This window comes from Streptomyces sp. NPDC045287 (genome assembly GCF_056432325.1).
The window spans coordinates 129,312-150,686 of record NZ_JBWKJG010000012.1; the positions used below are offsets into that span (position 1 = coordinate 129,312).

The window sequence follows — 21,375 nt, forward strand, 5'->3', positions numbered from 1 at the left end:
GAAGGGAGGAGGAGGGAAGGGGGAGGGGCGGGGGTGCCGGGTCAGGAGGCGAAGAGGCGCACCGGCCAGGCCGCGTGCTGCTCCGCCGTGATGTCCAGCAGCGGCGCGGACGCGGCCGGCAGCGCGTCGATGCCGCCGGCCGCGGCGGCCGTGGCGCGGGTGGCCACGTCGTCCATGTCGGGGGCGAGCCGGGCCAGGACGGCGGTGGCCCGGAACGGGTCGAGGCTCAGCAGCCGTACGGCCGCGGTGGCGGGCCCGCTGACCGCCTCGTACGCGGCGCAGTGCGCGGCGTCCTCGGGGCCGAGCCCGGCGGCGCGGGCGGCGGTGCCGAGGACGACGGGCTGGTGGGCGCCGCGCGGGAACGCCCGGGCCAGCGCGTCCAGTTCGGGCGCGGGCCAGGTCGCGCGGGCGGCGCGCATCAGCTGCCGGCCGAGGCGGCGCGCGGCGGCCCGCAGGGCGGGCGAGGGGGTGCGGGCGTCGGCGGCGGCGTCCAGGGCGGCGGGGTCGTGCCCGAGGGCGGCCGCGGCGGCGAGGGCGGCGGCGGTGAGGCCGGCGGTGTGCAGCCGGCCCCGGCAGAACCGCTCCAGTCCGGCGGCGTCCTCGATCCGGCCGGCCCTGACGGCGGCTTCGGCGCCCCCGGAGTGGGCGTGCCCGCCGGCGGGGAAGCGCCCGTCGGCGAGGACGAGGAGTGCGGATCGGCTCATCGTGGTGCGTCCGTGTCCCTGTTCGTGTGCGGGCGGGTGCGGGAGGGGTCAGAAGAGGAAGTAGCGCTGTGCCATCGGCAGTTCGGGCGCGGGCGCCGGTTCGACCGGGTCGCCGTCGATGGTGACGGTGAAGGTGTCGGGGTCGACCTCGACCCTGGGCAGGGCGTCGTTCTCCCGCATGTCGGCCTTGGTGACGCCACGGGTGCCGCGGATGGCGGCGAACCGCTTGCCGAGGCCGAGGCGGTCCGGCAGGCCGTCCTCGATCGCCGCGCCGGCGACGAAGTTGACGGAGTTCGCGGCGGGCGCCCGGCCGTGCGCGCCGAACATGGGGCGGGGCAGGACCGGCTGCGGGGTGGGGATGGAGGCGTTGGCGTCGCCCATCTGCGCGTACGCGATCTGGCCGCCCTTGAGCACGAGCTGCGGTTTGACGCCGAAGAACACCGGGTCCCACAGGACGAGGTCGGCGAGCTTGCCGGTCTCGACGGAGCCGGTCTCGTGGTCGATGCCCTGGGCGACGGCCGGGTTGATCGTGTACTTGGCGACGTAGCGGCGCGCCCGGCGGTTGTCGGCCCTGCCGTCGCCGGGGAGGGCGCCGCGGCGCCGCTTCATGACGTGCGCGGTCTGCCAGGTGCGCGTGATCACCTCGCCGATGCGGCCCATGGCCTGGGAGTCGGAGGAGATGATCGAGATGGCGCCGAGGTCGTGGAGGACGTCCTCGGCGGCGATGGTGCCGGGCCGGATGCGCGACTCGGCGAAGGCGAGGTCCTCGGGGACGGCCGGGTTGAGGTGGTGGCAGACCATCAGCATGTCGAGGTGCTCCTCGACGGTGTTGACGGTGTGCGGGCGGGTCGGGTTGGTGGAGCTGGGCAGGACGTACGGCTCCGAGACGACGGTGATGATGTCGGGCGCGTGCCCGCCGCCCGCGCCTTCGGTGTGGTACGCGTGGATGGTGCGCCCGGCGATGGCGGCGAGGGTGTCGCCGACGAACCCGGCCTCGTTGAGGGTGTCGGTGTGGATGGCGAGCTGGGCGCCGGTCTCCTCGCAGACGCCGAGGCAGGCGTCGATGGCGGCCGGTGTGGCGCCCCAGTCCTCGTGGATCTTGAAGCCGAGGGCGCCGCCGCGCAGCTGGGAGTGGAGGGCCTCGCGGGAGAGGGTGCTGCCCTTGCCGAGGAGGCCGATGTTGACGGGGAAGGCGTCCAGCGCCTCCAGCATCCGAGCGAGGTGCCAGGGGCCGGGGGTGACGGTGGTGGCCTTGGTGCCCTCGGCGGGCCCGGTGCCGCCGCCGACGAGGGTGGTGACGCCGGAGGCGAGGGCCTGGCCGATGAGGGTCGGCGAGATGAAGTGGACGTGGGTGTCGACGGCGCCCGCGGTGAGGATCTTGCCGTTGCCGGCGATGATCTCCGTCTCGGGGCCGATGACGAGGTCGGGGTGGACGCCGTCCATCGTGTCGGGGTTGCCGGCCTTGCCGATGCCGGTGATGCGGCCGTCGCGGATGCCGACGTCGGCCTTGACGACGCCCCAGTGGTCGAGGACGACGGCGCCGGTGACGACCGTGTCGGGGGCGCCCTCGGCGCGGGTGGCGCGGGACTGGCCCATGGACTCGCGGAGGACCTTGCCGCCGCCGAACACGGCCTCGTCGCCGGCGCGCCCGGGGCCGCCGCAGCGGTCCTCCTCGATCTCGATGAGCAGGTCGGTGTCGGCGAGCCGGACGCGGTCGCCGGTGGTGGGGCCGAACAGGTCCGCGTAGACGGCCCGGTCGACGAGGAGGGGGCGGGGTTCACGCATCGAGGGGGCCTCCGGTCTCGCCGCGGAGTCCGGGTACGACCCTGGCTCCCGCGAGCGGTACGAGCTCCACCTCGACCGGGACGCCCGGTTCGAAGCGGACGGCGGTGCCGGCGGCGATGTGCAGCCGCAGTCCGCGCGCGGCGGTCCGGTCGAAGCGCAGTCCGGGGTTGGCCTCGGCGAAGTGGTAGTGGGAGCCGACCTGGACGGGCCGGTCGGCGGTGTTGAGCACGGTGAGGCGGGTGACGGGGCGGCCCTCGTTGACGGCGACCGGCTCGTCCGCGTACAGGATCTCTCCGGGGATCACGGCGGCCCCTCAGACGATCGGGTCGTGGACGGTGACGAGCTTGGTGCCGTCCGGGAAGGTGGCCTCGACCTGCACGTCGTGGATCATCTCGGGGACCCCGTCCATGACGTCGGCGCGGCTGAGCACCTCGCGTCCGGAGGCCATGAGCTCGGCGACGGTGCGGCCGTCGCGGGCGCCCTCCAGGATGTGCGAGGTGATCAGGGCGACGGCTTCCGGGTGGTTGAGCCGCACTCCGCGGGCCCGGCGCCGCTCGGCCACGTCTGCGGCCACGTGGATGAGCAGGCGTTCCTGCTCATGCGGGGTCAGTTGCACGGTTCCACCTCACAGTTCCCGCCCGGCGCGGTCCCGGACGCAGCGGGACACTATCCGGCTTCAACACTCTGTTGACCTGCGGGGACGACTGTGACGGAGAGATATTTCCTTCTCTCGCAGAAGTTTTTCCGATGCGTTAACTCGCCTTTTGCCGCCCCATGGACATCAGGGCGCGCAGCCCGTCCCGGAGCACGGACACGGGGACGATGCCGAAGAGGGCCTGCTGGGCGGCGAACCCCTGGGCGACGGCGATCATCGTCCGGGCGACGTGCGCGGCGGGCACGTCGTCGCGCATGAGCCCGGCGGCCTGGTACGCCTCGACGACGCCGACCCAGGCGGCGTGCACGCGCGCGTAGCCCTGGCGCATGGCGGCGGAGAGCGTCTCGTTGCGCAGGGTCTCGGTCCACACCTGGATCATCAGGCGCGGCAGGCTCGCCTCGCCGTCGTAGGGCAGCCCGGACCGCTCGGTGAGGACCTCCTCCATCACGCGCTCCATGAGGACGTCGGGCGCGGGCGGCGGGGTCTGCGCGGCGGCCGACTCGAACGTGTCGCGGATCGCGTCGAGCACCTCGGTGACGATCGCCTCGATCAACTGCTCCTTGCTGCGGAAGTAGCGGTACACGGCACCGGCCGAGAGGTCGGCCTCACGCAGGACGTCCTGCATCGACGTGGCGTGGAAGCCGTTGCGCGCGAAGCAGCGCGCGGCGCCGTTGAGGATCTGGCGGCGGCGTGCGTCGAGGTGTTCCTGGGATACGCGAGCCATGATCAAAAGGATAAAACGAACGTTCGTTCTTGACAAGGAAGCCGTGCGGGAGGAGATTGAGAGACGTAAAACGAACGATCCTTCTCTTTACTCGCCCCCGGAGGCGCCCCATGTCCGCCACGCCCCAGCGCCGCATGATCGCGGCGATGGTGCTCGTTCCGGTCTTCGCCGCCCTCGCCCTGTGGGCCTTCGTCTGGCCCGCGGCGCGCGTCGCCCCCCGCGACGTGCCCATCGGGCTCGCCGGCCCCGAGAGCGCCGTCACACAACTGGAGAAGGGCTTCCAGCAGCGCGGGGAGGAGTTCGAGCTCCACCGCTACGCCGACGCGGGTGCCGCCCGCGCGGCGATCGAGGACCGGACCGTATACGGCGCGCTGGTCGCCGGCGCCCAGGGCCCGGAGGTGCTGGTCGCGTCGGCCGCGAGCCCGGCCGTCGCCCAGCTGCTCCAGCAGGCCGCCGCCGCACAGAGCCCGAACGGGCAGGTGAAGGTCACGGACGTGGTGGCCGCCCCGTCCGGCGACCCGCGCGGCAGCGGGCTGGTCGCGAGCCTCCTGCCGCTGGGCCTGGCGGGCCTCGCCGCGGGCGCCGTGGTGACGTTGACGGGCCTGCGGGGCTGGCGCGCGGCGGCGGCCCTGGTGGGCGGCGCGCTCCTGGTGGGCGTCGTGGGCGCCACGATCGCCGACACGTGGCTCGGGACGGTCGACGGCAACTGGGCGGCCGAGGCCGGGGTCCTGGGGCTGACGGTCCTGGCCACCGGCTCCGCGATCGCCGGCTTCGCGGCACTCATCGGGCCGCCCGGCATCGGTGTCGGCGCGGTGCTGATGGTACTGCTGGGCAACCCGTTCTCGGGCGTGACCAGCGCGCCGGAGATGCTGCCGGAGCCGGCCGGGACGCTGGGGCAGTTGCTGCCGCCCGGCGCGGGCGCGTCCCTGCTGCGCTCGGTGGCGTTCTTCGACGGCGCCGCGGCCGGCGGCCCGCTCCTCACCCTCCTGGTGTGGGTGGCCCTGGGCATGGCGCTGGTCTTCCTGGGCGCCCGCCGCGGCCCCGCCGGGACGGCCGGCCGCCCGTCCCCGTCCGCCGCCGCGTCGCGGCCCACCCCCGTCGGCTGACCCAACGTCGGACGCCGCGCGCCCCCGCCCGCACCGGGCGGGGGCGCGCGGCTTTCGCGCGTGCGCGGTGCCGCGCCGGTCAGCCGCCGTGGGGGCGGTGCTCGGCCGCGATGCCGAACCGGCGCTGTTCGCGTGGAGCGGACGGCACGGCGCCCGGCTCCGCGACGGAGCCGATGGCGCGCTCCCCGGCCGCCTCCGCCGCCGATTCGAGTCGTTCCAGGTCAGCGGCGGAGACCAGCACCACCAGCGGCTTGCCGTGCCGGGTCACGACGACCCGCTCCCCGCCGTAGACGACGCGGTTGATCAGATCGGCGAGCTCCGCCCGGGCTTGCGTCACCGGAATCTCATAGGCCATGCTCCCATTCTAAGGCTCTGTACATTCTGTACATTCATTACGGATGGAGGTCTCCTTCATGACCGTGAACGCCCGCCACGTCCTCCCCGAGTTCACCGAGCGCGCCCGTGGAGGCACCCGCGCCCTCGACCCGTACGACAAGCTCCTCGAAGAGCGGATCGTCCTCCTGGGCACCCCGGTCGACGCCACCGCCGCCAACGACGTGGTGGCCCAGCTCGTCCACCTCGAGCACGCGGCGCCGGACCAGGACGTCTCCCTCTACATCAACTCGCCCGGCGGCCCGGTCGAGGCGATGACCGCGGTCTACGACGCCATGCAGGCCCTCACCTGCGACGTGGCGACCACCTGCGTCGGCCGGGCCGAGTCCACCGCCGCGGTGCTGCTCGCCGCCGGCGCGCCCGGCAAGCGCGCCGCCCTGCCCGGCGCCCGGGTGCTGCTCCGGCAGCCCGGGCCGACCGACCCGTTGCGCGGGCACCCCTCCGACCTGGACGTCCACGCCCGCGAGCTGGTGCGCCAACGCGACCTGCTCGTCGACCTGCTGGCCCGGCACACCGGACGGGAACGCGACCGGGTGGCGGCCGACTTCGACCGGGACCTGTTCCTCGACGCGGCCGGCGCACGGGAGCACGGCCTCGTGGACCACGTGGTCCACGGCCGGAAGGGATGACCGTGCGCCCCCCGGAGCCCCCGCCCCTGCCGGCCCTCACGCGCGCGGAGGGCGCCTACGTCGACGCGTACCTGGACACGGTCGACCTGCTGGGACGCCTCAATCCGGCCCGCGCCGCGCACGCGTACGGCGCGCTGCGGGCGGCGCAGGCGCTCGTCGGCCGGGCGGTCGCGCTGCGCGACGCGCTGACGCTGATGCACCAGCGGGGCGAGGACGAGGTCCATGCGGAGACCCTGGCGCGTGCGCTGCGCGCGCTGGACGGCGAGCGGCGCACCCGACGCGTGACGGTGCCTCACGACCCGCTGGCCTGACCGGTTTGGCAGACCCGGCCGGGGGATCCCCGCTCGACCGTTCGGCTGAGACGAAGGGACGAACTTCGTGCGGGCCGAGTTGCGGACCGCGCGTAGGCACCGGGCGGCTTCCGGCCGCGACGCCGCAGGTACGGGGCTCGGCAGCACGCGGCCGACCCGCCGGAAAACGCCGCTGTCCACCCGATCGGACCAGCCGTGACGAGACTCACACCGCCCCGTCGCAACCCCGAATTCCCGGGTCCTGCGGGAAAGATCCGTCTCGACGACAAGCCCCCGCCACCCCGGCGGGGCGGTCCGGGCGGACGCCGAGTCCTGCCGCCGTCCGGACGACTGGTCGACACGAGTGGATCGGCAGGAGTGGAGGACCCGAGCAGTACGGGGCGGCCACCGCGCACGGCGCGGACCGGCTCCCCTCGGGGTGAAGCCGCGTCAGCGGCCGGGCATCTTCGTCCTGTCCGAACCCGACAGGCAATCCTTCACAGGCGGGTTGACGAAGGGTACTGCATGTCCGCGACGCAGGATCAGGTCCCGGTACCGCACTCCCGCACCGCCCCGCACGTCCCGCCCGGGGACGCCTCCCCGGACGCCTCCCCCGCCCACCCGATGTCGGCCCGGATCACCCGGGCCCTGACCGCCCTCACCCTGGCCGCCGTCGGCGGCACGCTCGTCGCCCCCGGCGCGGCCCCCGAGGCGCACGCCGCGCCGGCCGCCGCCAGCAAGGCGTTGAAGGTCGCCGCGTCGAAGAAGGGCTCCCCCTACCAGTGGGGGGCCGCCGGCCCGTACCGCTTCGACTGCTCGGGGCTGACGCTCTACTCGTACAAGCGGGCCGGGAAGAAGCTGCCGCGCACCGCGCAGGCCCAGTACAACAAGACGCGCCGGGTGGCCGCGTCGAGCCGGCGCAAGGGCGACCTGGTCTTCTTCCACGGCGGCGGCGGCGTGTACCACGTCGGGATCTACGCCGGGAACAACAGGATCTGGCACTCCCCCAAGACCGGCTCGTGGGTGAAGCTCGACCGCATCTGGACCCGGTCCGTCTCGTACGGCCGCGTGCGCTGACACCGGGGCGCGGCGCCGGGCTGCGGGCGCCGGCGGGTCAGGTCTGGACCGGCGAGGCCCAGGGCAGGGCGATCCACACGGTCTTGCCGCCCTCGCCGGTCGGCGTGACGGACAGCCGGCCGCCGCGCTCGGCGGCCAGCCAGCGGACGATGGCCATGCCGCGACCACTGTCCTGCTGGGCGGTCGCGGGGAGCCGCCGCGGCCGGCGCGGGTGGCTGTCGGTGACGCCGATGCGCAGCCGCTCGTCCCGTTCGAGCCGCAGGTCGACGGTGAAGGTGGGCGACAGGCCCAGGGTGTGCTGGACCGCGTTGGTGGCGAGTTCGGAGACGATCAGCCGGACCGCGTCCGCGGTGTCGGTGCCGGAGCGGAGCCCCCACTCGGCGAGCACGTCGGAGACGTATCTCCGGGCGGCGGGAACCGAGGCGGGATCGCTCGGCAGAGTGACGGACGCTTCCTGATGGTCTGCCATGGCGGCGCTGTCCCTTTCCCACCGGGGCCGGACTCCGACGTGACGTGGATTCCTGGTCGGGACGGCCCCGGACTGTGCTCCGCGCCAGCCTGCCACTCATGTCGCCCCAACAGGGAGGCATCTACCGAGATATGTGTTTATCCGCCGCTCGATACGGTGAGCCCTGCGACAGGCGAGCGGATTCAGCGGGACGGCGCGGTGCGCAGGATCACCGCCACGGCCCGGTCGACCTCCTCCTCGCCGAGGTCCGCGCGGGCGGTGAGCCGCAGCCGTGACACCCCGTCCGGCACGGACGGCGGCCGGAAGCAGCCGACCGCGACGCCCTCGGCGCGGCAGTCCGCCGCCCAGCGCAGGGCCTGCTCCGGCGAGGGCGCCCGCACCGACACCACCGCCGCGTCGGGCCGTACGGCGGTGAGGCCCGCGCCGGTCAGCCTCGCGTGCAGGGCCGCCGCCACCGCACGGGCGCGGTCGGCCAGACCCAGCTCGCGGCGCAGCAGGCGCAGGGCCGCCAGGGCCCCGCCCACCGCGGCCGGGGCGAGGCCCGTGTCGAAGACGAAGGTCCGGGCGGCGTTCACCAGGTGTTCGACGACCCGGGCGGGCCCGAGGACGGCGCCGCCCTGGCTGCCCAGGGACTTGGAGAGCGTCACCGTGGCGACCACGTCGGGCGCGCCGGCGAGGCCCGCCGCGTGGAGGGCGCCGCGGCCGCCGTCGCCCAGCACGCCCAGTCCGTGCGCGTCGTCGACGACGAGGGCGGCGCCGTGCTCCCGGCAGGCGTCGGCGAGGGCGCCGAGCGGGGCGGCGTCACCGTCGACGGAGAACACCGAGTCGCTGACGACGAGGGCGCGCCGCCCGGGGTGGGCGCCCAGGGTCTTGCGCACGGCTTCCGGGTCGGCGTGCGGGACGACGGCGGTCTCGGCGCGGGAGAGCCGGCAGCCGTCCACGATCGACGCGTGGTTGCCGGCGTCGGACACGATGAGGGAGCCGCGGGCGGTGAGCGCGGTGAGCGCGGCGAGGTTGGCGGCGTACCCGGACGAGAAGACCAGCGCCGCCTCGAAGCCGCAGAACGCGGCGAGTTCCCGCTCCAGTTCGGCGTGGAGGTCGGTCGAGCCGGTGACGAGCCGCGAGCCGGTGGAGCCGGCGCCCCAGCGCCGGGCGGCGCCGGCGGCGGCCGCGGTGACCTCCGGGTGGCGGGTGAGGCCGAGGTAGTCGTTGCTCGCCAGGTCCAGCAGGTCCGTGTCGGCGGGGCGGGGGCGCAGCGCGCGGACGAGTCCGGCGGCGGCGCGGCGGCGCGCCTCGGCGTCGGTCCAGGCGAACGGGGCCTCGGGCACGGCGGCGCCGGGCGCGTCCTTGGGCATGTCTGGGTCCCCTTTGTAGGCAGCGCACAGACCCTAACGAAGATGGGGCGTGGTCAGAGTGTGGTCATCCACACACCCGCGACGGGCCGCGTTGTCGAGTTCCTCCTTGGCCGCGGGGTGTGCCGTACGCCAGGATCAGCGCCATGGACCTGTTGAACACGCTGGTGGACAAGGGGCTGCGGCGTGAGCTGCCGACCCGTGAAGAGGCGCTCGCCGTCCTGGCGACCTCCGACGACGAGCTGCTGGACGTGGTGGCCGCGGCAGGGAAGGTGCGGCGCCACTGGTTCGGACGGCGGGTGAAGCTCAACTACCTGGTGAACCTGAAGTCGGGGCTGTGCCCCGAGGACTGCTCGTACTGCTCGCAGCGGCTGGGCTCGAAGGCCGACATCCTCAAGTACACCTGGCTGAAGCCGGAGGAGGCGTCGAAGGCGGCCGCCGCGGGGATCGCGGGCGGCGCGAAGCGGGTCTGCCTCGTCGCCAGCGGCCGGGGGCCGACGGACCGGGACGTGGACCGGGTCTCGAAGACGATCGAGGCCATCAAGGAGGAGAACGACGGCGTCGAGGTGTGCGCGTGCCTCGGGCTGCTCTCCGACGGGCAGGCCGAGCGGCTGCGCTCGGCGGGCGCCGACGCGTACAACCACAACCTCAACACCTCCGAGGCGACGTACGGGGACATCACGACCACCCACACGTACGCGGACCGGGTCGACACGGTGCGAAGGGCGCACGCCGCGGGCCTGTCGGCGTGCTCGGGCCTGATCGCCGGCATGGGCGAGACCGACGAGGACCTGGTCGACGTGGTGTTCGCGCTGCGCGCGCTGGACCCGGACTCGGTGCCGGTGAACTTCCTCATCCCGTTCGAGGGGACCCCGCTCGCCGAGGAGTGGAACCTCACTCCGCAGCGGGCGCTGCGCATCCTGGCCATGGTGCGGTTCGTCTGCCCGGACGTGGAGGTCCGGCTGGCGGGCGGGCGCGAGGTGCACCTGCGGACGCTCCAGCCGCTCGCGCTGCACCTGGCCAACTCCCTCTTCCTGGGCGACTACCTGACCAGCGAGGGCCAGGCCGGCAAGGCGGACCTGGAGATGATCGCGGACGCCGGTTTCGAGGTGGAGGGCGCCGGTACGACGACGCTGCCGGAGCACCGCGTGGACGCGGCCGCCGGGGGCGGCTGCGGGACGGGCGGCGGCTGCGGCTCCGACGGCGCGTGCGGCCCGGCGGCAGGGGCCGGTGCGCCCGCGGAGGCGGACGCGGCCGTTCCGGGGGCCCGGCCGGACCTGGTGGCGGTGCGCCGCCGGGGCGCCGGGACGGACCTGGCGCCCAATGCCTGAGCCGCTGTACGGGCCGGGCGAGCTGCTCGCGCTGGACCGGGAGCACGTGTGGCACCCGTACGGTCCGATGCCCGGCCGGATCGACCCGCTCGTGGTGGAGTCGGCCTCCGGGGTGCGGCTGCGCCTGGCCGAACCGGCCGAGGGGCGAACGGAGCTGGTCGACGGCATGTCGTCCTGGTGGTCGGCCGTGCACGGCTACAACCACCCGGTGCTCAACGAGGCCGTGCGCGGCCAGCTCGACCGGATGAGCCACGTCATGTTCGGCGGGCTCACCCACGAGCCGGCCGTCCGTCTGGCGGCCCGTCTGGTGGAGATCACACCGGCCCCGCTGCGGCACGTGTTCCTCAGCGACTCGGGGTCGGTGGCCGTCGAGGTCGCCGTGAAGATGTGCCTCCAGTACTGGCGGTCCGCCGGCCGCCCGGCCAAGCGGCGGCTGCTGACGTGGCGGGGCGGCTACCACGGGGACACCTGGCAGCCCATGTCGGTGTGCGACCCCGAGGGCGGGATGCACGGGCTGTGGGCGGGCGTGCTGCCGCGGCAGGTCTTCGCCCCGGAGCCCCCGGCCGCGTACGAGGAGGAGTACGCGCGCGGGCTGCGCGAGCTGGTCGCCCGGCACGCCGACGAGCTGGCCGCCGTGATCGTCGAGCCGGTGGTGCAGGGCGCGGGCGGGATGCGCTTCCACTCCCCCGCGTACCTGCGGGTGCTGCGGGAGGCGTGCGACGCGAACGACGTGCTGCTGGTGTTCGACGAGATCGCGACGGGGTTCGGCCGGACGGGTGAGTTGTTCGCGGCGGACCACGCGGGGGTGGCGCCCGATGTGATGTGCCTCGGCAAGGCGCTGACCGGCGGCTACCTGTCGATGGCGGCGACGCTGTGCACGGCGGGGGTCGCGGAGGGCATCTCGCGCGGCGAGGTGCCGGTGCTGGCCCACGGGCCGACGTTCATGGGCAACCCGCTGGCCTCCGCGGTGGCGTGCGCCTCGATCGACCTGCTGCTGTCGCAGGACTGGGCGCGGGAGGTCAAGCGGATCGAGGCCGGGCTGCGCGAGGGGTTGGAGCCGGCGCGCGCGCTGCCGGGGGTCCGGGACGTGCGGGTGCTCGGGGCGATCGGCGTGGTCCAGTTGGACCACCCGGTCGACGTGGTGGCGGCCACGGCGGCGGCGGTGCGCGAGGGCGTGTGGCTGCGGCCGTTCCGGGACCTGGTGTACGTGATGCCGCCGTACGTCACGGGCGACGGGGACGTGGCACGGATCTGCCGCGCGGTGTGCGCGGCGGCGAGGGAGGGTTGACATGCCGGTCGTGGTGGTGAGCGGTACCGGTACGGAGATCGGCAAGACGGTGGTCACGGCCGCCGTCGCGGCGGCGGCGTGCGCCGCGGGCCGTTCGGTGGCCGTGCTGAAGCCCGCGCAGACGGGTGTCGGGCCGGGCGAGCGGGGCGACGCGGACGAGGTCGTACGGCTCGCCGGGTCCGGCGTGACCGGGTGCGAGCTGGCCCGGTTCCCCGAGCCGCTGGCGCCGGAGACGGCCGCCCGGCGGGCCGGGATGGCGCCGGTGCGGCCGGACGCCGTGGCGGAGGCGGCCGAGAAGCTGGCCGCCGAGCACGACCTGGTGCTCGTGGAGGGCGCGGGCGGACTGCTGGTGCGGTACGACCCGCAGGGCGGCACGCTCGCGGACGCGGCGCGGCTGCTGGGCGCGCCGGTGCTGGTGGTCGCCGCGGCGGGGCTCGGCACGCTCAACCTGGCGGCGCTGACCGGTGAGGCGCTGCGCGCGCGGGGCCTGACCGCGCTGGGCGTGGTCGTGGGGAGCTGGCCGAAGGCGCCGGGGCTGGCCGAGCGGTGCAACCTCGCGGACCTGCCGGCCTCCGCGGGCGCCCCGCTGCTGGGCGCGGTCCCCGAGGGGGCCGGTGCCCTGGCCCCCGCGGCCTTCCGGGCGGCGGCGCCTGGCTGGCTGGCTCCGCCGTTGGGCGGGACGTGGGAAGCCGGGGCGTTCGCGCGGGCGGCGGGCGCCTGAGCACGGGGCCCGGGCGCGGGCTCCGGGGTCTCGCCGCGCGGGGGGGGCGGGCGCTTTCGGTCCTTGGGGGCCGGGCGCCCGCCGCCTACGCTGACGGGTATGCGAGCGACTGTCAGCGAGATCGTGTTCGACTGCGCGGACCCCGCCGCCCTGGCGCGGTTCTGGGCCGGGCTGCTGGGCGGCGAGCCGGTGGACCGGGAGCCGGGCTGGTCGTACGTGGACCCGCCGGGGTTCGCACGGGTGGCGTTCCAGCGGGTCCCGGAGGGCAAGTCCGTGAAGAACCGGCTGCACCTGGACCTGGACGGCGGCGACGTGGCGGCCGCCGCCGACGAGGCGGTCGCCCTGGGCGCCGTGCGGGTCGGCGGGATCGTGCGGGACGCCTACGGACGCTTCCAGGTGCTGCGCGACCCGGAGGGCAACGAGTTCTGTCTTGTGGGTGACTGACGGGCTCTCGGCGGCGCGGAGCGGGGCACAATGCCCCTGTCCGCCCTGATCCGCCGGATGTCGCCGAGGAGGTCCCCGATGTCAAAACAGCGTACGAAGGCCGGCCCGGACGCCGTGCACCACCCCCTCTTCGCCCGCTTCTACGCGCGCGTGAGCGCGGTGGCCGACGCGAAGGGCGGGGTCGGGGAGGTGCGGCGGGAGCTGCTGGACGGGCTGTCCGGGCGGGTCGTCGAGGTGGGCGCGGGCAACGGCCTGAACTTCCCGCACTACCCGGCGGCCGTGTCCGAGGTCGTCGCGATCGAGCCGGAACGGGTGCTGCGGCGGCTGGCCGTGGAGGAGGGGCTGCGGGCGGGGGTGCCGGTGGACGTGGTGCCGGGGACCGCGGAGGCGCTGCCGGTCAAGAGCGAGGCGTTCGACGGCGCCGTCGCGTCGCTGGTGCTGTGCAGCGTGCGGGACGTGCCCAGGTCCCTGGCGGAGCTGTGGCGGGTCCTCAAGCCGGGGGGCGAGCTGCGGTTCCTGGAACACGGCCTGGCGCGGGGGCGGGTGGCGGCGGCGGTGCAGCGGGGCGTGGACGCCACGGTGTGGCCCCGGCTGTTCGGGGGCTGCCGCACGGCGCGGGACCCGCTGGCCGGGATCGAGGCGGCCGGGTTCGAGATCGTCACGTACCGGAGGCTGCGGCTTCCGGAGCGGGGGGTTCCGCTGCCGTCGTCGCCGGCCGTCCTGGGCGTCGCGCGGCGGCCCGCGTCCGGTACCGCCTGAGACCGCCGCGCCCGCAGGCGCGCAGGTGGGCCGGGGAGACCCGGGCGCGGACGCCGCCGGTGACGAGGGCGTTGACCGGGGCCATCGGGTCGGCGGCCATCGCCTTGGCGAACAGGACGCCGAGGGCGAGGGGCAGCAGGGCGCCGGCGAGGGCCGTGCCGAGCGGGGCGATCCGCTTCGGTTCGACGCGGCGGCGGGCGGGTACGCGGGTCATGGGCCCAGGCAACCGCGGCGGCGGGGCGCGGGGCATCCGCCGGGGTACTCGGGTGCCGGCCCGCGGCGTACTCAGGCGGGCGCCGGGTCAGAGCGTCCAGCGCTCCAGTTCGCCGGCGATGTCGCGGATGTCCGCCGTGCCGCCCTTCACCAGGCGCGCCAGGTCCCTGACCCGCTCCGGGGAGGTCGTGACGCGCAGCCCGCACGCGACGAGGTAGCCGTACGCGACGGCCGACGCGAACAGCGCGTTGGAGTGCTCCAGTGCCGGGACGTGCAGCAGCAGTTGCAGCAGGGCCGCGGCGCGGATGTGCGGGTCGTCGTAGACGGCGATGCCGAATATCTCGGCGTCGTGTCGGCTGACCGCGGCGACGAGCGCGCCCCAGTCGACGACCTGCGGGTCGCCCGGGGCCTTCTGCTCGGCGACCATCAGCAGCCAGGCGAGGTCGACGGAGAGGTTCATGCGCGCGCGAACGCCCTCACCGGCCGCCCTCCGGGCGGGGCCGGGGCCCGAGCGCCGGGTCGCCGCGGAACTCGTCGGCGAAGACGGACTCGTACTGCTTCATGAAGTCGGCCGCCGCGTCCACGAACGTGCGGCCCGCCTCACCCACGTCGCGCTGGACGAGCTCCTCGATGTACCGGTTCACACTGACCCCCCGCTGTCGCGCCCTGCGTCGGGCGGCCTCGGCGGTCACCTCGTCCACCCGTACGTTCAGCTGAGTCTTCGCCACCCCACCAAGCTAGCGTCCTGGCGCTAGCATCCGCAAGGGGCGGGGCGGCCGAATCCGTTCGACGCCGCCTCGCGCGCGGTGATGGGATGACCCGTATGGACGATCTTCGTATACGCGCCGCCGACCCCGCCGACCTGGACGCCGTCCTGGCCTTCTGGAAGGTGGCGGCCGAGGGCGCGAGCATCAGCGACGACCGCGACGGCGTCGGGCGGCTGGTCGCCCGGGACCCCGGCGCCCTGCTCCTGGCGGAGTGCGGCGGGGAGCTGGCGGGCACCGTGATCGCCGGGTTCGACGGCTGGCGCTGCCACCTGTACCGGCTCGCCGTCCACCCCGAGCGGCGCCGGCGGGGCGTGGGGACGGCGCTGCTCGCCGCCGCCGAGGAGCGGTTCGCGCGGCTGGGCGGGCGGCGGGCCGACGCGATGGTGCTGGACCGCAACGGACTGGCGCACCACGCCTGGCGGGCGGCCGGCTACGCCCCCGAACCCCAGTGGAGCCGCTGGGTCAAGCCGCTCGCGGACTGACCGGGGACCGGCCCTGACGCCCCTTTTGCCGCTCCTTTAGCATGGGCGGACGATTCCGACCGCATGCGAAAGGTGCGTGAGCGTCCGCCCATGGGCGAGCCTCCCGGTAGTACGACCCGCTCTCGACATCGCGCGTTCCTCCCGCCTCTGACCGATCATGGGATGGAGGTGAACCGATGACGGAAGTGCTGCTGCTCCTCGTGGCGCTGCTGCTCGCTCTGGCGTGCGGCGCGTTCGTCGCCGCCGAGTTCTCGCTGACCACGATCGAGCGCGGGACGCTGGAACGGGCGGTCGAGCGCGGCGAGCGCGGCGCCGCCGGCGCCCTGAAGGCCGTACGGTCGCTCACGTTCCAGCTCTCCGGCGCCCAGCTCGGCATCACCGTGACCAACCTGGTCGTGGGCATGCTCGCCGAGCCTTCCGTCGCCCGGCTCATCAGCGGCCCGCTCCGGGACCTCGGCGCGTCCCCGGGGGTCGCCTCGTCGCTGGCGCTGGTGATCGGCACGGCGCTGTCGACGGTGGTCCTGATGGTCGTCGGCGAGCTGGTGCCCAAGAACTGGGCCATCTCGTCGCCGCTCGCGGTGGCGAAGGTCGTGGCGACCCCGCAGCGGGTCTTCAGCGCCGCCTTCAAGCCGCTGATCAGCCACCTCAACAACACCGCCAACCACCTGGTGCGCCGCCTGGGCATGGAGCCCGCCGAGGAGCTGGCGTCCGCGCGCGGCCCGCAGGAGCTGGTCGCGCTGGCGCGCCACTCCGCGAAGGAGGGCGCGCTGGAGCCGGACACCGCCGAGCTGTTCGTCCGCACGCTCAACCTGGCCGAGCTCACCGCGGAGAACGTGATGACGCCGCGCGTCCAGGTCACCGCCCTGGAGGTGCAGGCCACCGCCGAGGACGTCGCCAACGCCACCCGCGCGACCGGCCTGTCCCGCTTCCCCGTCTACCGGGGCAGCCTGGACACGGTCGTCGGCACCGCCCACATCAAGGACGTCCTGGCCGTCCCCGCGGAGCTGCGCCACCGGACCCCGGTGGTCGAGCTGCTGCGCGAGCCGGTGCTGGTGCCGGAGAGCCTCACCGTGGACCGGCTGCTCGACCGGATGTACGGCAAGGCCACCATGGCCGTCGTCATCGACGAGTACGGCGGCACGGCCGGGGTCGTGACGATGGAGGACATCGTCGAGGAGGTCGTCGGCGAGGTGCGCGACGAGCACGACCCGCACGAGACGCCGGACCTGGCGCGGGCCGGCGAGGACCCCGACGGGCGCACGCTGTGGTCCGCCGACGGGGCCGCCCGCACCGACCAGCTGCGGTCGATCGGGCTGCACGTCCCGGAGGGCCCGTACGAGACGCTCGCCGGGCTCGTCGCGACGGCGCTGGGCCGCATCCCGGAGGCCGGGGACACCGTCGAGGTGGCCGGCTGGCTGCTGAACGTGGTCGACGCCTCGGGCCGCCGGGCGGCGCGCGTCATGCTGCACGCCCCGGCCGCGGCGGAGGAGGAGTCCGGGGAGGCCGGGGAGGCGGGAGGCGCCGGTGGCCCGCGGGACCCGGCTTCCTCCGGGGCTTCGCGCACCTCGGGCGCCTCCGGGGCTTCAAGGGTCTCCGGGGCCTCGGGCGCCTCCGGGGCTTCAAGGACTTCCGGCGCCGCCGGTCCTTCGGACGAGGAGGCCGGCCGATGATCGTCGTCCAGTTGCTGATCGGCTTCCTGACGCTGGTCCTCAACGCGTTCTTCGTCGGCGCGGAGTTCGCCCTGATCTCCGTACGCCGCAGCCAGGTCGAGCCGCGGGCCGAGGCCGGTGACCGCAGGGCGCGCAGCGTCCTGTGGGGCCTGGAGCACGTCTCGGCGCTCCTCGCCGCCGCCCAGCTCGGCATCACGCTGGCGACGCTGGTGCTCGGCGTCGTCGCGGAACCGGCCATCGCGCACCTGCTGGAGCCGCTGTTCGCCGCGGTCGGCGTGCCGCACGGCCTGGTCCACCCGATCTCGTTCGTGATCGCCCTGGCGGTGGCCACGTACCTGCACATGCTGCTGGGCGAGATGGTGCCGAAGAACGTCGCCCTCGCGGAGCCGGTCCGCACCGCGCTGCTGCTCGGCCCGCCCCTGGTGGCTCTGGCGCGGGCGCTGCGCCCGGTGATCTTCACGGTCAACGCGTTCGCCAACGCGCTGCTGAAGCTGCTGCGGGTGGAGACGAAGGACGAGGTCGCGGCGACGTTCTCGGACGACGAGCTGGCCCGGATGGTCACCGACGCCGGTGACGCGGGGCTGCTCGACGACCGCGCCGCCGAGCGGCTGCACGACGCGCTGGAGCTGGGCCGCCGCCCGGTGCGCGACGTGGTCATGCCGCTGGAGCGGGTCGTGTACGTGCAGGTCGGCACCACGCCGGACGAGGTGGAGCGGCTCGCCGCGAGGTCCGGGTTCTCCCGCTTCCCCGTGGTGGACCGGTCCCGCCGCATCCTGGGCTACCTGCACGTCAAGGACGCGCTGGACGTCATACCGCGCGACCGGCCGCTCCCGGTGACGGCGATGCGCCCGATCGCCCGGGTGCGGGCCGCGACCCCGCTGGACGACGTGCTGACGGCGATGCGCCGCAGCCGTACGCACCTGGCGGCCGTCCTCGACGACGACGGCCGGCTGGCCGGGCTGGTCACGATGGAGGACGTGCTGCGCGAACTGGTGGGCGGCCCGGCCTCCTGACGCCCGCGCGGCCGGACCCGAGGCCGCGGCGCGCGGGCGGGCTCCGGCTCAGAAGCGGGTCGCGGCCAGCCAGGCGTCGAGGAGCGCGCGGTCGCCGGTGACGGTGAACCGGCGCTCCCCGGCGCCGTACCGGCCGTACAGCAGGAGCAGCAGCTCGCCGCACCCCGCCTCGACCGTGACGGTGGCGCCGGTGCCGGTGGGGTCGTCGCCGTCCGCGCGCCAGGCGAAGCCGCCCCCGCCGAGCGTGAGCGTCCACACCCCGCCGGTGTCGGCCGCGCGCAGCCGCAGGGTCGCCCCGTCGCGGCCGAGCCGGGACGTCGGCTCGGCCACCCAGCCGTAGTACGGCAGGTTCTCCAGGAACTCCTCGATGCCGTCGGCGGCCGTCCCCGGCGCGATCAGCGGCTCGGCGCCCAGCGCCAGTTCGACGTCGGCGAGGTGGACGGCCGTCTCGAAGAACAGCCGCCGCGGGTAGAACCGGACGTGCGGGTCGGCGCCGTACGACCACATCGGCGTGTCGGGGTGCGCGGCGCGCAGGGCCCGCAGCACCGCGTCGGTCCCCCGCGCCAGCCAGGCGGGGTACGCGGCCGGGTCGCCGGGCAGGTCGAGCGGGACGTCCTCGACCTCGACGCGCGCGGGGGCGCGCGTGCGGACGAGGTGCTCCATCCAGCGGTGCACCTCCCCGACGTGCCGTGCGAGGTCGGCGAGGGTCCAGCCGGGGCAGGTGGGCACCGGCGTCGCCGGGTCGGCGCCCCGCACCGCCGCGACGAACCGCGCCATGTGGTCCTGGACGCCGTCGCAGTACGCGGCGTGGGCGCCGCCGGTCAGGCCCAGGCTCTCGGGCAGCCGCAGCAGCGCGACGCGCCGGGCGCCCTCGGGTTCGCGGCGGGCCGTGTCGTGGAACAGCCCGGAGAGGCGGCGCCGGTCGGCGGGCTCGAGCCGCTGGAGGACGCGCGCCGTGTGCTCCGTCCACCGCACGGCCCCGTCCGGGTCGGACGCCCCGTCGCCGCGCGTGCCGGCGGCGGCCAGCAGGTGGGCCAGCGCATCGGCCAACGCCCGCTCCAGTGCCTCCGTCATGGGCCCTCCCGCCTCTCCCCCGCCGTCTCCTCCGGCCGCTTCCCGCCCCGGCCCCCAGCGACCCTACGCGAACGTCCGGGCACGGCCCACACCGCGATACGATCGCTCCGCCATGGAGATGAATGCTACGTACACGAGTTTTGTCGCGGTGGGCGACAGCTTCACCGAGGGCATGTCGGACCTGCTGCCCGACGGCTCGTACCGGGGCTGGGCCGACCTGCTCGCGGGTCGTCTCGCCGCCCTGACACCCGGCTTCCGCTACGCCAACCTGGCGGTGCGCGGCAAGCTCATCGCCCAGATCGTCGACGAGCAGGTGGACCGGGCGGCCGAGATGGGCGCCGACGTGGTCACGCTGGTCGGCGGGCTCAACGACACGCTGCGCCCCGGGTGTGACATGGGCCGGGTGCGCGCGCGGCTGGAGGAGGCCGTCGAGCGGCTGGCACCGTCGTGCAAGCGCCTCGTGCTGATGCGCAGCCCCGGTCGCCGCGGCCCGGTGCTGGAACGCTTCCGCCCGCGCATGGAGGATCTGTTCGCGCACGTCGACGACCTGGCGGCGCGCCACGGCGCACTGGTCGTCGACCTGTACGGGGCGCACGTGCTCGGCGACCCGCGCCTGTGGGACGTGGACCGGCTCCACCTGACGGCCGAGGGGCACCGACGGGTGGCCGAGGCGGTCTGGCAGGCGCTCGGACTGGAGCCCCAGGAGGACTGGCGGGCACCCCTGCCGCCGGAGGTGCGGGGCCCCTGGGCGGAGCGGCGGCTGAACGACCTGCGGTTCGCCCGGCAGCACCTGGGTCCGTGGATCGGGCGGCGGCTGACCGGCCGCTCGTCCGGCGACGGCCGCCCCCCGAAGCGCCCGGAGCTCCTGCCGTACAACGGCCCCTCGGCATAGCCGTCCCCGCCCGGCCGGGGCGCGGACGACAGGCGCCTCGTAGCAACGCACGAACCGGGGCGGGGCGTCGACCTGCAGGAACCGCCAGTAGAATCCGTACACGTGACTGCAAAGCCTCGCATCCCCAATGTCCTCGCCGGCCGCTACGCCTCCGCCGAGCTCGCCGTCCTCTGGTCCCCCGAGCAGAAGGTGAAGCTGGAGCGGCGCCTGTGGCTCGCCGTGCTGCGCGCCCAGAAGGACCTCGGGATCGAGGTCCCGGACGCCGCCCTCGCCGACTACGAGCGGGTCCTCGACCAGGTCGACCTGGCGTCGATCGCCGAGCGCGAGAAGGTCACGCGGCACGACGTGAAGGCCCGGATCGAGGAGTTCAACGCCCTCGCCGGGCACGAGCAGGTCCACAAGGGCATGACCTCGCGCGACCTGACGGAGAACGTCGAGCAGCTGCAGATCCGGCTGTCCCTGGAGCTGGTGCGGGACCGCACCGTCGCGGTGCTGGCGCGGCTCGGGAAGCTGTCCGCCGAGTACGGCGAGCTGGTCATGGCCGGCCGGTCGCACAACGTGGCCGCGCAGGCCACGACGCTCGGCAAGCGCTTCGCGACCGCCGCGGACGAGCTGCTCGTCGCGTACGCGCGCCTGGAGGAGCTGCTGGGCCGCTACCCGCTGCGCGGCGTCAAGGGCCCGGTCGGCACGGCGCAGGACATGCTGGACCTGCTGGGCGGCGACGCGTCGAAGCTGGCCGAGCTGGAGCAGCGGATCGCCGCGCACCTCGGCTTCGCGCACGCGTTCACGTCCGTCGGCCAGGTCTACCCGCGGTCCCTCGACTACGAGGTCGTGACGACGCTGGTGCAGCTGGCCGGCGCCCCGTCGTCGCTGGCGAAGACGATCCGCCTGATGGCGGGCCACGAGCTGGTCACCGAGGGCTTCAAGCCGGGCCAGGTCGGCTCGTCCGCGATGCCGCACAAGATGAACACCCGCTCCTGCGAGCGCGTCAACGGCCTGATGGTGATCCTGCGCGGGTACGCGTCGATGGCCGGCGAGCTGGCCGGCGACCAGTGGAACGAGGGCGACGTGTCCTGCTCGGTGGTGCGCCGGGTCGCGCTGCCGGACGCGTTCTTCGCCTTCGACGGGCTGCTGGAGACGTTCCTCACCGTGCTGGACGAGTTCGGTGCGTTCCCCGCGGTCGTCGCGCGGGAGCTGGACCGGTACCTGCCGTTCCTCGCGACCACCAAGGTGCTGATGGCCTCCGTGCGGGCCGGGGTGGGCCGCGAGGTGGCCCACGAGGCGATCAAGGAGAACGCCGTCGCGTCCGCGCTGGCCATGCGCGAGCAGGGCGTCGAGCGCAACGAGCTGCTGGACAAGCTCGCGGCGGACGAGCGGATCCCGCTGGACCGCGCGGAGCTGGACGCGCTGATGGCCGACAAGCTGTCCTTCACGGGTGCGGCCGCCGACCAGGTGGGCGCCGTGGTCGCGCGGATCGGGGAGATCGCCGAGCGGCACCCGGAGGCCGCCGCCTACGCCCCGGGCGCCATCCTCTGAC

At 75.0% G+C, this 21,375-nt stretch carries 26 protein-coding genes; 14 read left to right on the forward strand and 12 right to left on the reverse strand.

The features are described 5' to 3' along the window. Positions 1-41: 41 nt before the first annotated feature. The 5 genes from AC07D6_RS20775 to AC07D6_RS20795 form a co-directional block, all read right to left on the reverse strand. Positions 42-704 carry an urease accessory protein UreF gene (locus tag AC07D6_RS20775; protein ID WP_479046383.1) on the reverse strand — a complete coding sequence of 221 codons (663 nt, stop codon included), beginning with the start codon at positions 702-704 and terminating at the stop codon, positions 42-44. A 48-nt stretch (positions 705-752) separates the two neighbouring features. Further along, complete coding sequence (locus AC07D6_RS20780) at positions 753-2,489, reverse strand: urease subunit alpha (protein WP_479046385.1); 1,737 nt, start codon at positions 2,487-2,489, stop codon at positions 753-755. Then, a complete protein-coding gene (locus AC07D6_RS20785; RefSeq protein WP_315879435.1) occupies positions 2,482-2,793 on the reverse strand; it encodes an urease subunit beta in 312 nt (103 codons plus the stop codon). The genes AC07D6_RS20780 and AC07D6_RS20785 overlap by 8 nt, the downstream gene beginning before the upstream one ends. A 9-nt stretch (positions 2,794-2,802) precedes the next feature. Then, positions 2,803-3,105 (reverse strand): urease subunit gamma, encoded by a 303-nt coding sequence (locus AC07D6_RS20790; RefSeq protein WP_479046388.1) that lies wholly within the window; start codon positions 3,103-3,105, stop codon positions 2,803-2,805. A 136-nt stretch (positions 3,106-3,241) separates the two neighbouring features. After that, positions 3,242-3,868 (reverse strand): TetR/AcrR family transcriptional regulator, encoded by a 627-nt coding sequence (locus tag AC07D6_RS20795; RefSeq protein WP_479046390.1) that lies wholly within the window; start codon positions 3,866-3,868, stop codon positions 3,242-3,244. A 110-nt stretch (positions 3,869-3,978) separates the two neighbouring features. Here AC07D6_RS20795 and AC07D6_RS20800 point away from each other — a divergent pair, with 110 nt between their 5' ends. Beyond that, positions 3,979-4,974: an ABC transporter permease gene (locus tag AC07D6_RS20800; RefSeq protein WP_479046393.1), complete on the forward strand. Its 996-nt coding sequence runs from the start codon at positions 3,979-3,981 to the stop codon at positions 4,972-4,974. A gap of 79 nt (positions 4,975-5,053) precedes the next feature. Here the strand turns inward: AC07D6_RS20800 and AC07D6_RS20805 are convergent, their stop codons facing one another. Further along, positions 5,054-5,329 (reverse strand): type II toxin-antitoxin system Phd/YefM family antitoxin, encoded by a 276-nt coding sequence (locus AC07D6_RS20805; RefSeq protein WP_479046395.1) that lies wholly within the window; start codon positions 5,327-5,329, stop codon positions 5,054-5,056. A gap of 43 nt (positions 5,330-5,372) precedes the next feature. Between AC07D6_RS20805 and AC07D6_RS20810 the strand changes: the two genes are divergently transcribed. The 3 genes from AC07D6_RS20810 (at position 5,373) to AC07D6_RS20820 (ending at position 7,363) form a co-directional block, all read left to right on the forward strand. Continuing rightward, positions 5,373-5,996: an ATP-dependent Clp protease proteolytic subunit gene (locus AC07D6_RS20810; protein ID WP_479046397.1), complete on the forward strand. Its 624-nt coding sequence runs from the start codon at positions 5,373-5,375 to the stop codon at positions 5,994-5,996. Next, positions 5,993-6,307, forward strand: a complete 315-nt coding sequence (locus AC07D6_RS20815) for a hypothetical protein (RefSeq protein ID WP_391653793.1) — start codon at positions 5,993-5,995, stop codon at positions 6,305-6,307. The genes AC07D6_RS20810 and AC07D6_RS20815 overlap by 4 nt, the downstream gene beginning before the upstream one ends. A 603-nt stretch (positions 6,308-6,910) precedes the next feature. Next, positions 6,911-7,363: a C40 family peptidase gene (locus AC07D6_RS20820; protein ID WP_315879497.1), complete on the forward strand. Its 453-nt coding sequence runs from the start codon at positions 6,911-6,913 to the stop codon at positions 7,361-7,363. A 37-nt stretch (positions 7,364-7,400) separates the two neighbouring features. On the opposite strand, the gene AC07D6_RS20825 is transcribed toward AC07D6_RS20820, so the two are convergent. Further along, on the reverse strand, positions 7,401-7,832 hold the full coding sequence (locus AC07D6_RS20825; protein WP_315879429.1) for an ATP-binding protein: 432 nt from the start codon (positions 7,830-7,832) through the stop codon (positions 7,401-7,403). Positions 7,833-8,014: 182 nt separating this feature from the next. Then, positions 8,015-9,187, reverse strand: coding sequence for an 8-amino-7-oxononanoate synthase (locus AC07D6_RS20830; protein ID WP_479046400.1), 1,173 nt, complete (start codon positions 9,185-9,187; stop codon positions 8,015-8,017). Between the two features lie 143 nt (positions 9,188-9,330). Between AC07D6_RS20830 and bioB the strand changes: the two genes are divergently transcribed. From bioB to AC07D6_RS20855, 5 genes are all read left to right on the forward strand, one after another. Then, positions 9,331-10,515: a biotin synthase BioB gene (gene bioB, locus AC07D6_RS20835; RefSeq protein ID WP_479046403.1), complete on the forward strand. Its 1,185-nt coding sequence runs from the start codon at positions 9,331-9,333 to the stop codon at positions 10,513-10,515. After that, positions 10,508-11,803, forward strand: coding sequence for an adenosylmethionine--8-amino-7-oxononanoate transaminase (locus AC07D6_RS20840; RefSeq protein WP_315879426.1), 1,296 nt, complete (start codon positions 10,508-10,510; stop codon positions 11,801-11,803). The genes bioB and AC07D6_RS20840 overlap by 8 nt, the downstream gene beginning before the upstream one ends. Position 11,804: 1 nt before the next feature. Beyond that, positions 11,805-12,524 carry a dethiobiotin synthase gene (gene bioD, locus AC07D6_RS20845; protein ID WP_479046406.1) on the forward strand — a complete coding sequence of 240 codons (720 nt, stop codon included), beginning with the start codon at positions 11,805-11,807 and terminating at the stop codon, positions 12,522-12,524. Between the two features lie 99 nt (positions 12,525-12,623). After that, positions 12,624-12,968: a VOC family protein gene (locus AC07D6_RS20850; RefSeq protein ID WP_315879424.1), complete on the forward strand. Its 345-nt coding sequence runs from the start codon at positions 12,624-12,626 to the stop codon at positions 12,966-12,968. A gap of 78 nt (positions 12,969-13,046) precedes the next feature. Beyond that, positions 13,047-13,727, forward strand: a complete 681-nt coding sequence (locus tag AC07D6_RS20855; RefSeq protein WP_479046408.1) for a class I SAM-dependent methyltransferase — start codon at positions 13,047-13,049, stop codon at positions 13,725-13,727. Here AC07D6_RS20855 and AC07D6_RS20860 read toward each other — a convergent pair. The 3 genes from AC07D6_RS20860 to AC07D6_RS20870 form a co-directional block, all read right to left on the reverse strand. Then, positions 13,627-13,941 carry a hypothetical protein gene (locus AC07D6_RS20860; RefSeq protein WP_479046410.1) on the reverse strand — a complete coding sequence of 105 codons (315 nt, stop codon included), beginning with the start codon at positions 13,939-13,941 and terminating at the stop codon, positions 13,627-13,629. The genes AC07D6_RS20855 and AC07D6_RS20860 overlap by 101 nt on opposite strands. A gap of 87 nt (positions 13,942-14,028) precedes the next feature. Continuing rightward, complete coding sequence (locus AC07D6_RS20865; RefSeq protein ID WP_479046412.1) at positions 14,029-14,400, reverse strand: fic family toxin-antitoxin system, toxin component; 372 nt, start codon at positions 14,398-14,400, stop codon at positions 14,029-14,031. 16 nt (positions 14,401-14,416) lie between these two features. Next, positions 14,417-14,668: an antitoxin gene (locus tag AC07D6_RS20870; protein ID WP_315879421.1), complete on the reverse strand. Its 252-nt coding sequence runs from the start codon at positions 14,666-14,668 to the stop codon at positions 14,417-14,419. Between the two features lie 17 nt (positions 14,669-14,685). Here AC07D6_RS20870 and AC07D6_RS20875 point away from each other — a divergent pair, with 17 nt between their 5' ends. From AC07D6_RS20875 to AC07D6_RS20885, 3 genes are all read left to right on the forward strand, one after another. Beyond that, positions 14,686-15,189 (forward strand): GNAT family N-acetyltransferase, encoded by a 504-nt coding sequence (locus AC07D6_RS20875; protein WP_479046608.1) that lies wholly within the window; start codon positions 14,686-14,688, stop codon positions 15,187-15,189. A gap of 176 nt (positions 15,190-15,365) precedes the next feature. Further along, on the forward strand, positions 15,366-16,859 hold the full coding sequence (locus AC07D6_RS20880; protein ID WP_479046414.1) for a hemolysin family protein: 1,494 nt from the start codon (positions 15,366-15,368) through the stop codon (positions 16,857-16,859). Further along, positions 16,856-17,872 carry a hemolysin family protein gene (locus AC07D6_RS20885; RefSeq protein WP_315879419.1) on the forward strand — a complete coding sequence of 339 codons (1,017 nt, stop codon included), beginning with the start codon at positions 16,856-16,858 and terminating at the stop codon, positions 17,870-17,872. Before AC07D6_RS20880 ends, AC07D6_RS20885 begins: the two co-directional genes overlap by 4 nt. Positions 17,873-17,920: 48 nt before the next feature. Here the strand turns inward: AC07D6_RS20885 and AC07D6_RS20890 are convergent, their stop codons facing one another. Then, entirely contained in the window at positions 17,921-18,946 is a 1,026-nt protein-coding gene (locus AC07D6_RS20890) for a maleylpyruvate isomerase N-terminal domain-containing protein (protein WP_479046418.1), read from the reverse strand. A 112-nt stretch (positions 18,947-19,058) separates the two neighbouring features. On the opposite strand from AC07D6_RS20890, the gene AC07D6_RS20895 reads away from it, so the two are divergent. Then, positions 19,059-19,838 (forward strand): SGNH/GDSL hydrolase family protein, encoded by a 780-nt coding sequence (locus AC07D6_RS20895; protein WP_479046420.1) that lies wholly within the window; start codon positions 19,059-19,061, stop codon positions 19,836-19,838. A 102-nt stretch (positions 19,839-19,940) separates the two neighbouring features. Continuing rightward, complete coding sequence (purB, locus tag AC07D6_RS20900) at positions 19,941-21,374, forward strand: adenylosuccinate lyase (protein ID WP_315879416.1); 1,434 nt, start codon at positions 19,941-19,943, stop codon at positions 21,372-21,374. Position 21,375 lies beyond the last annotated feature (1 nt).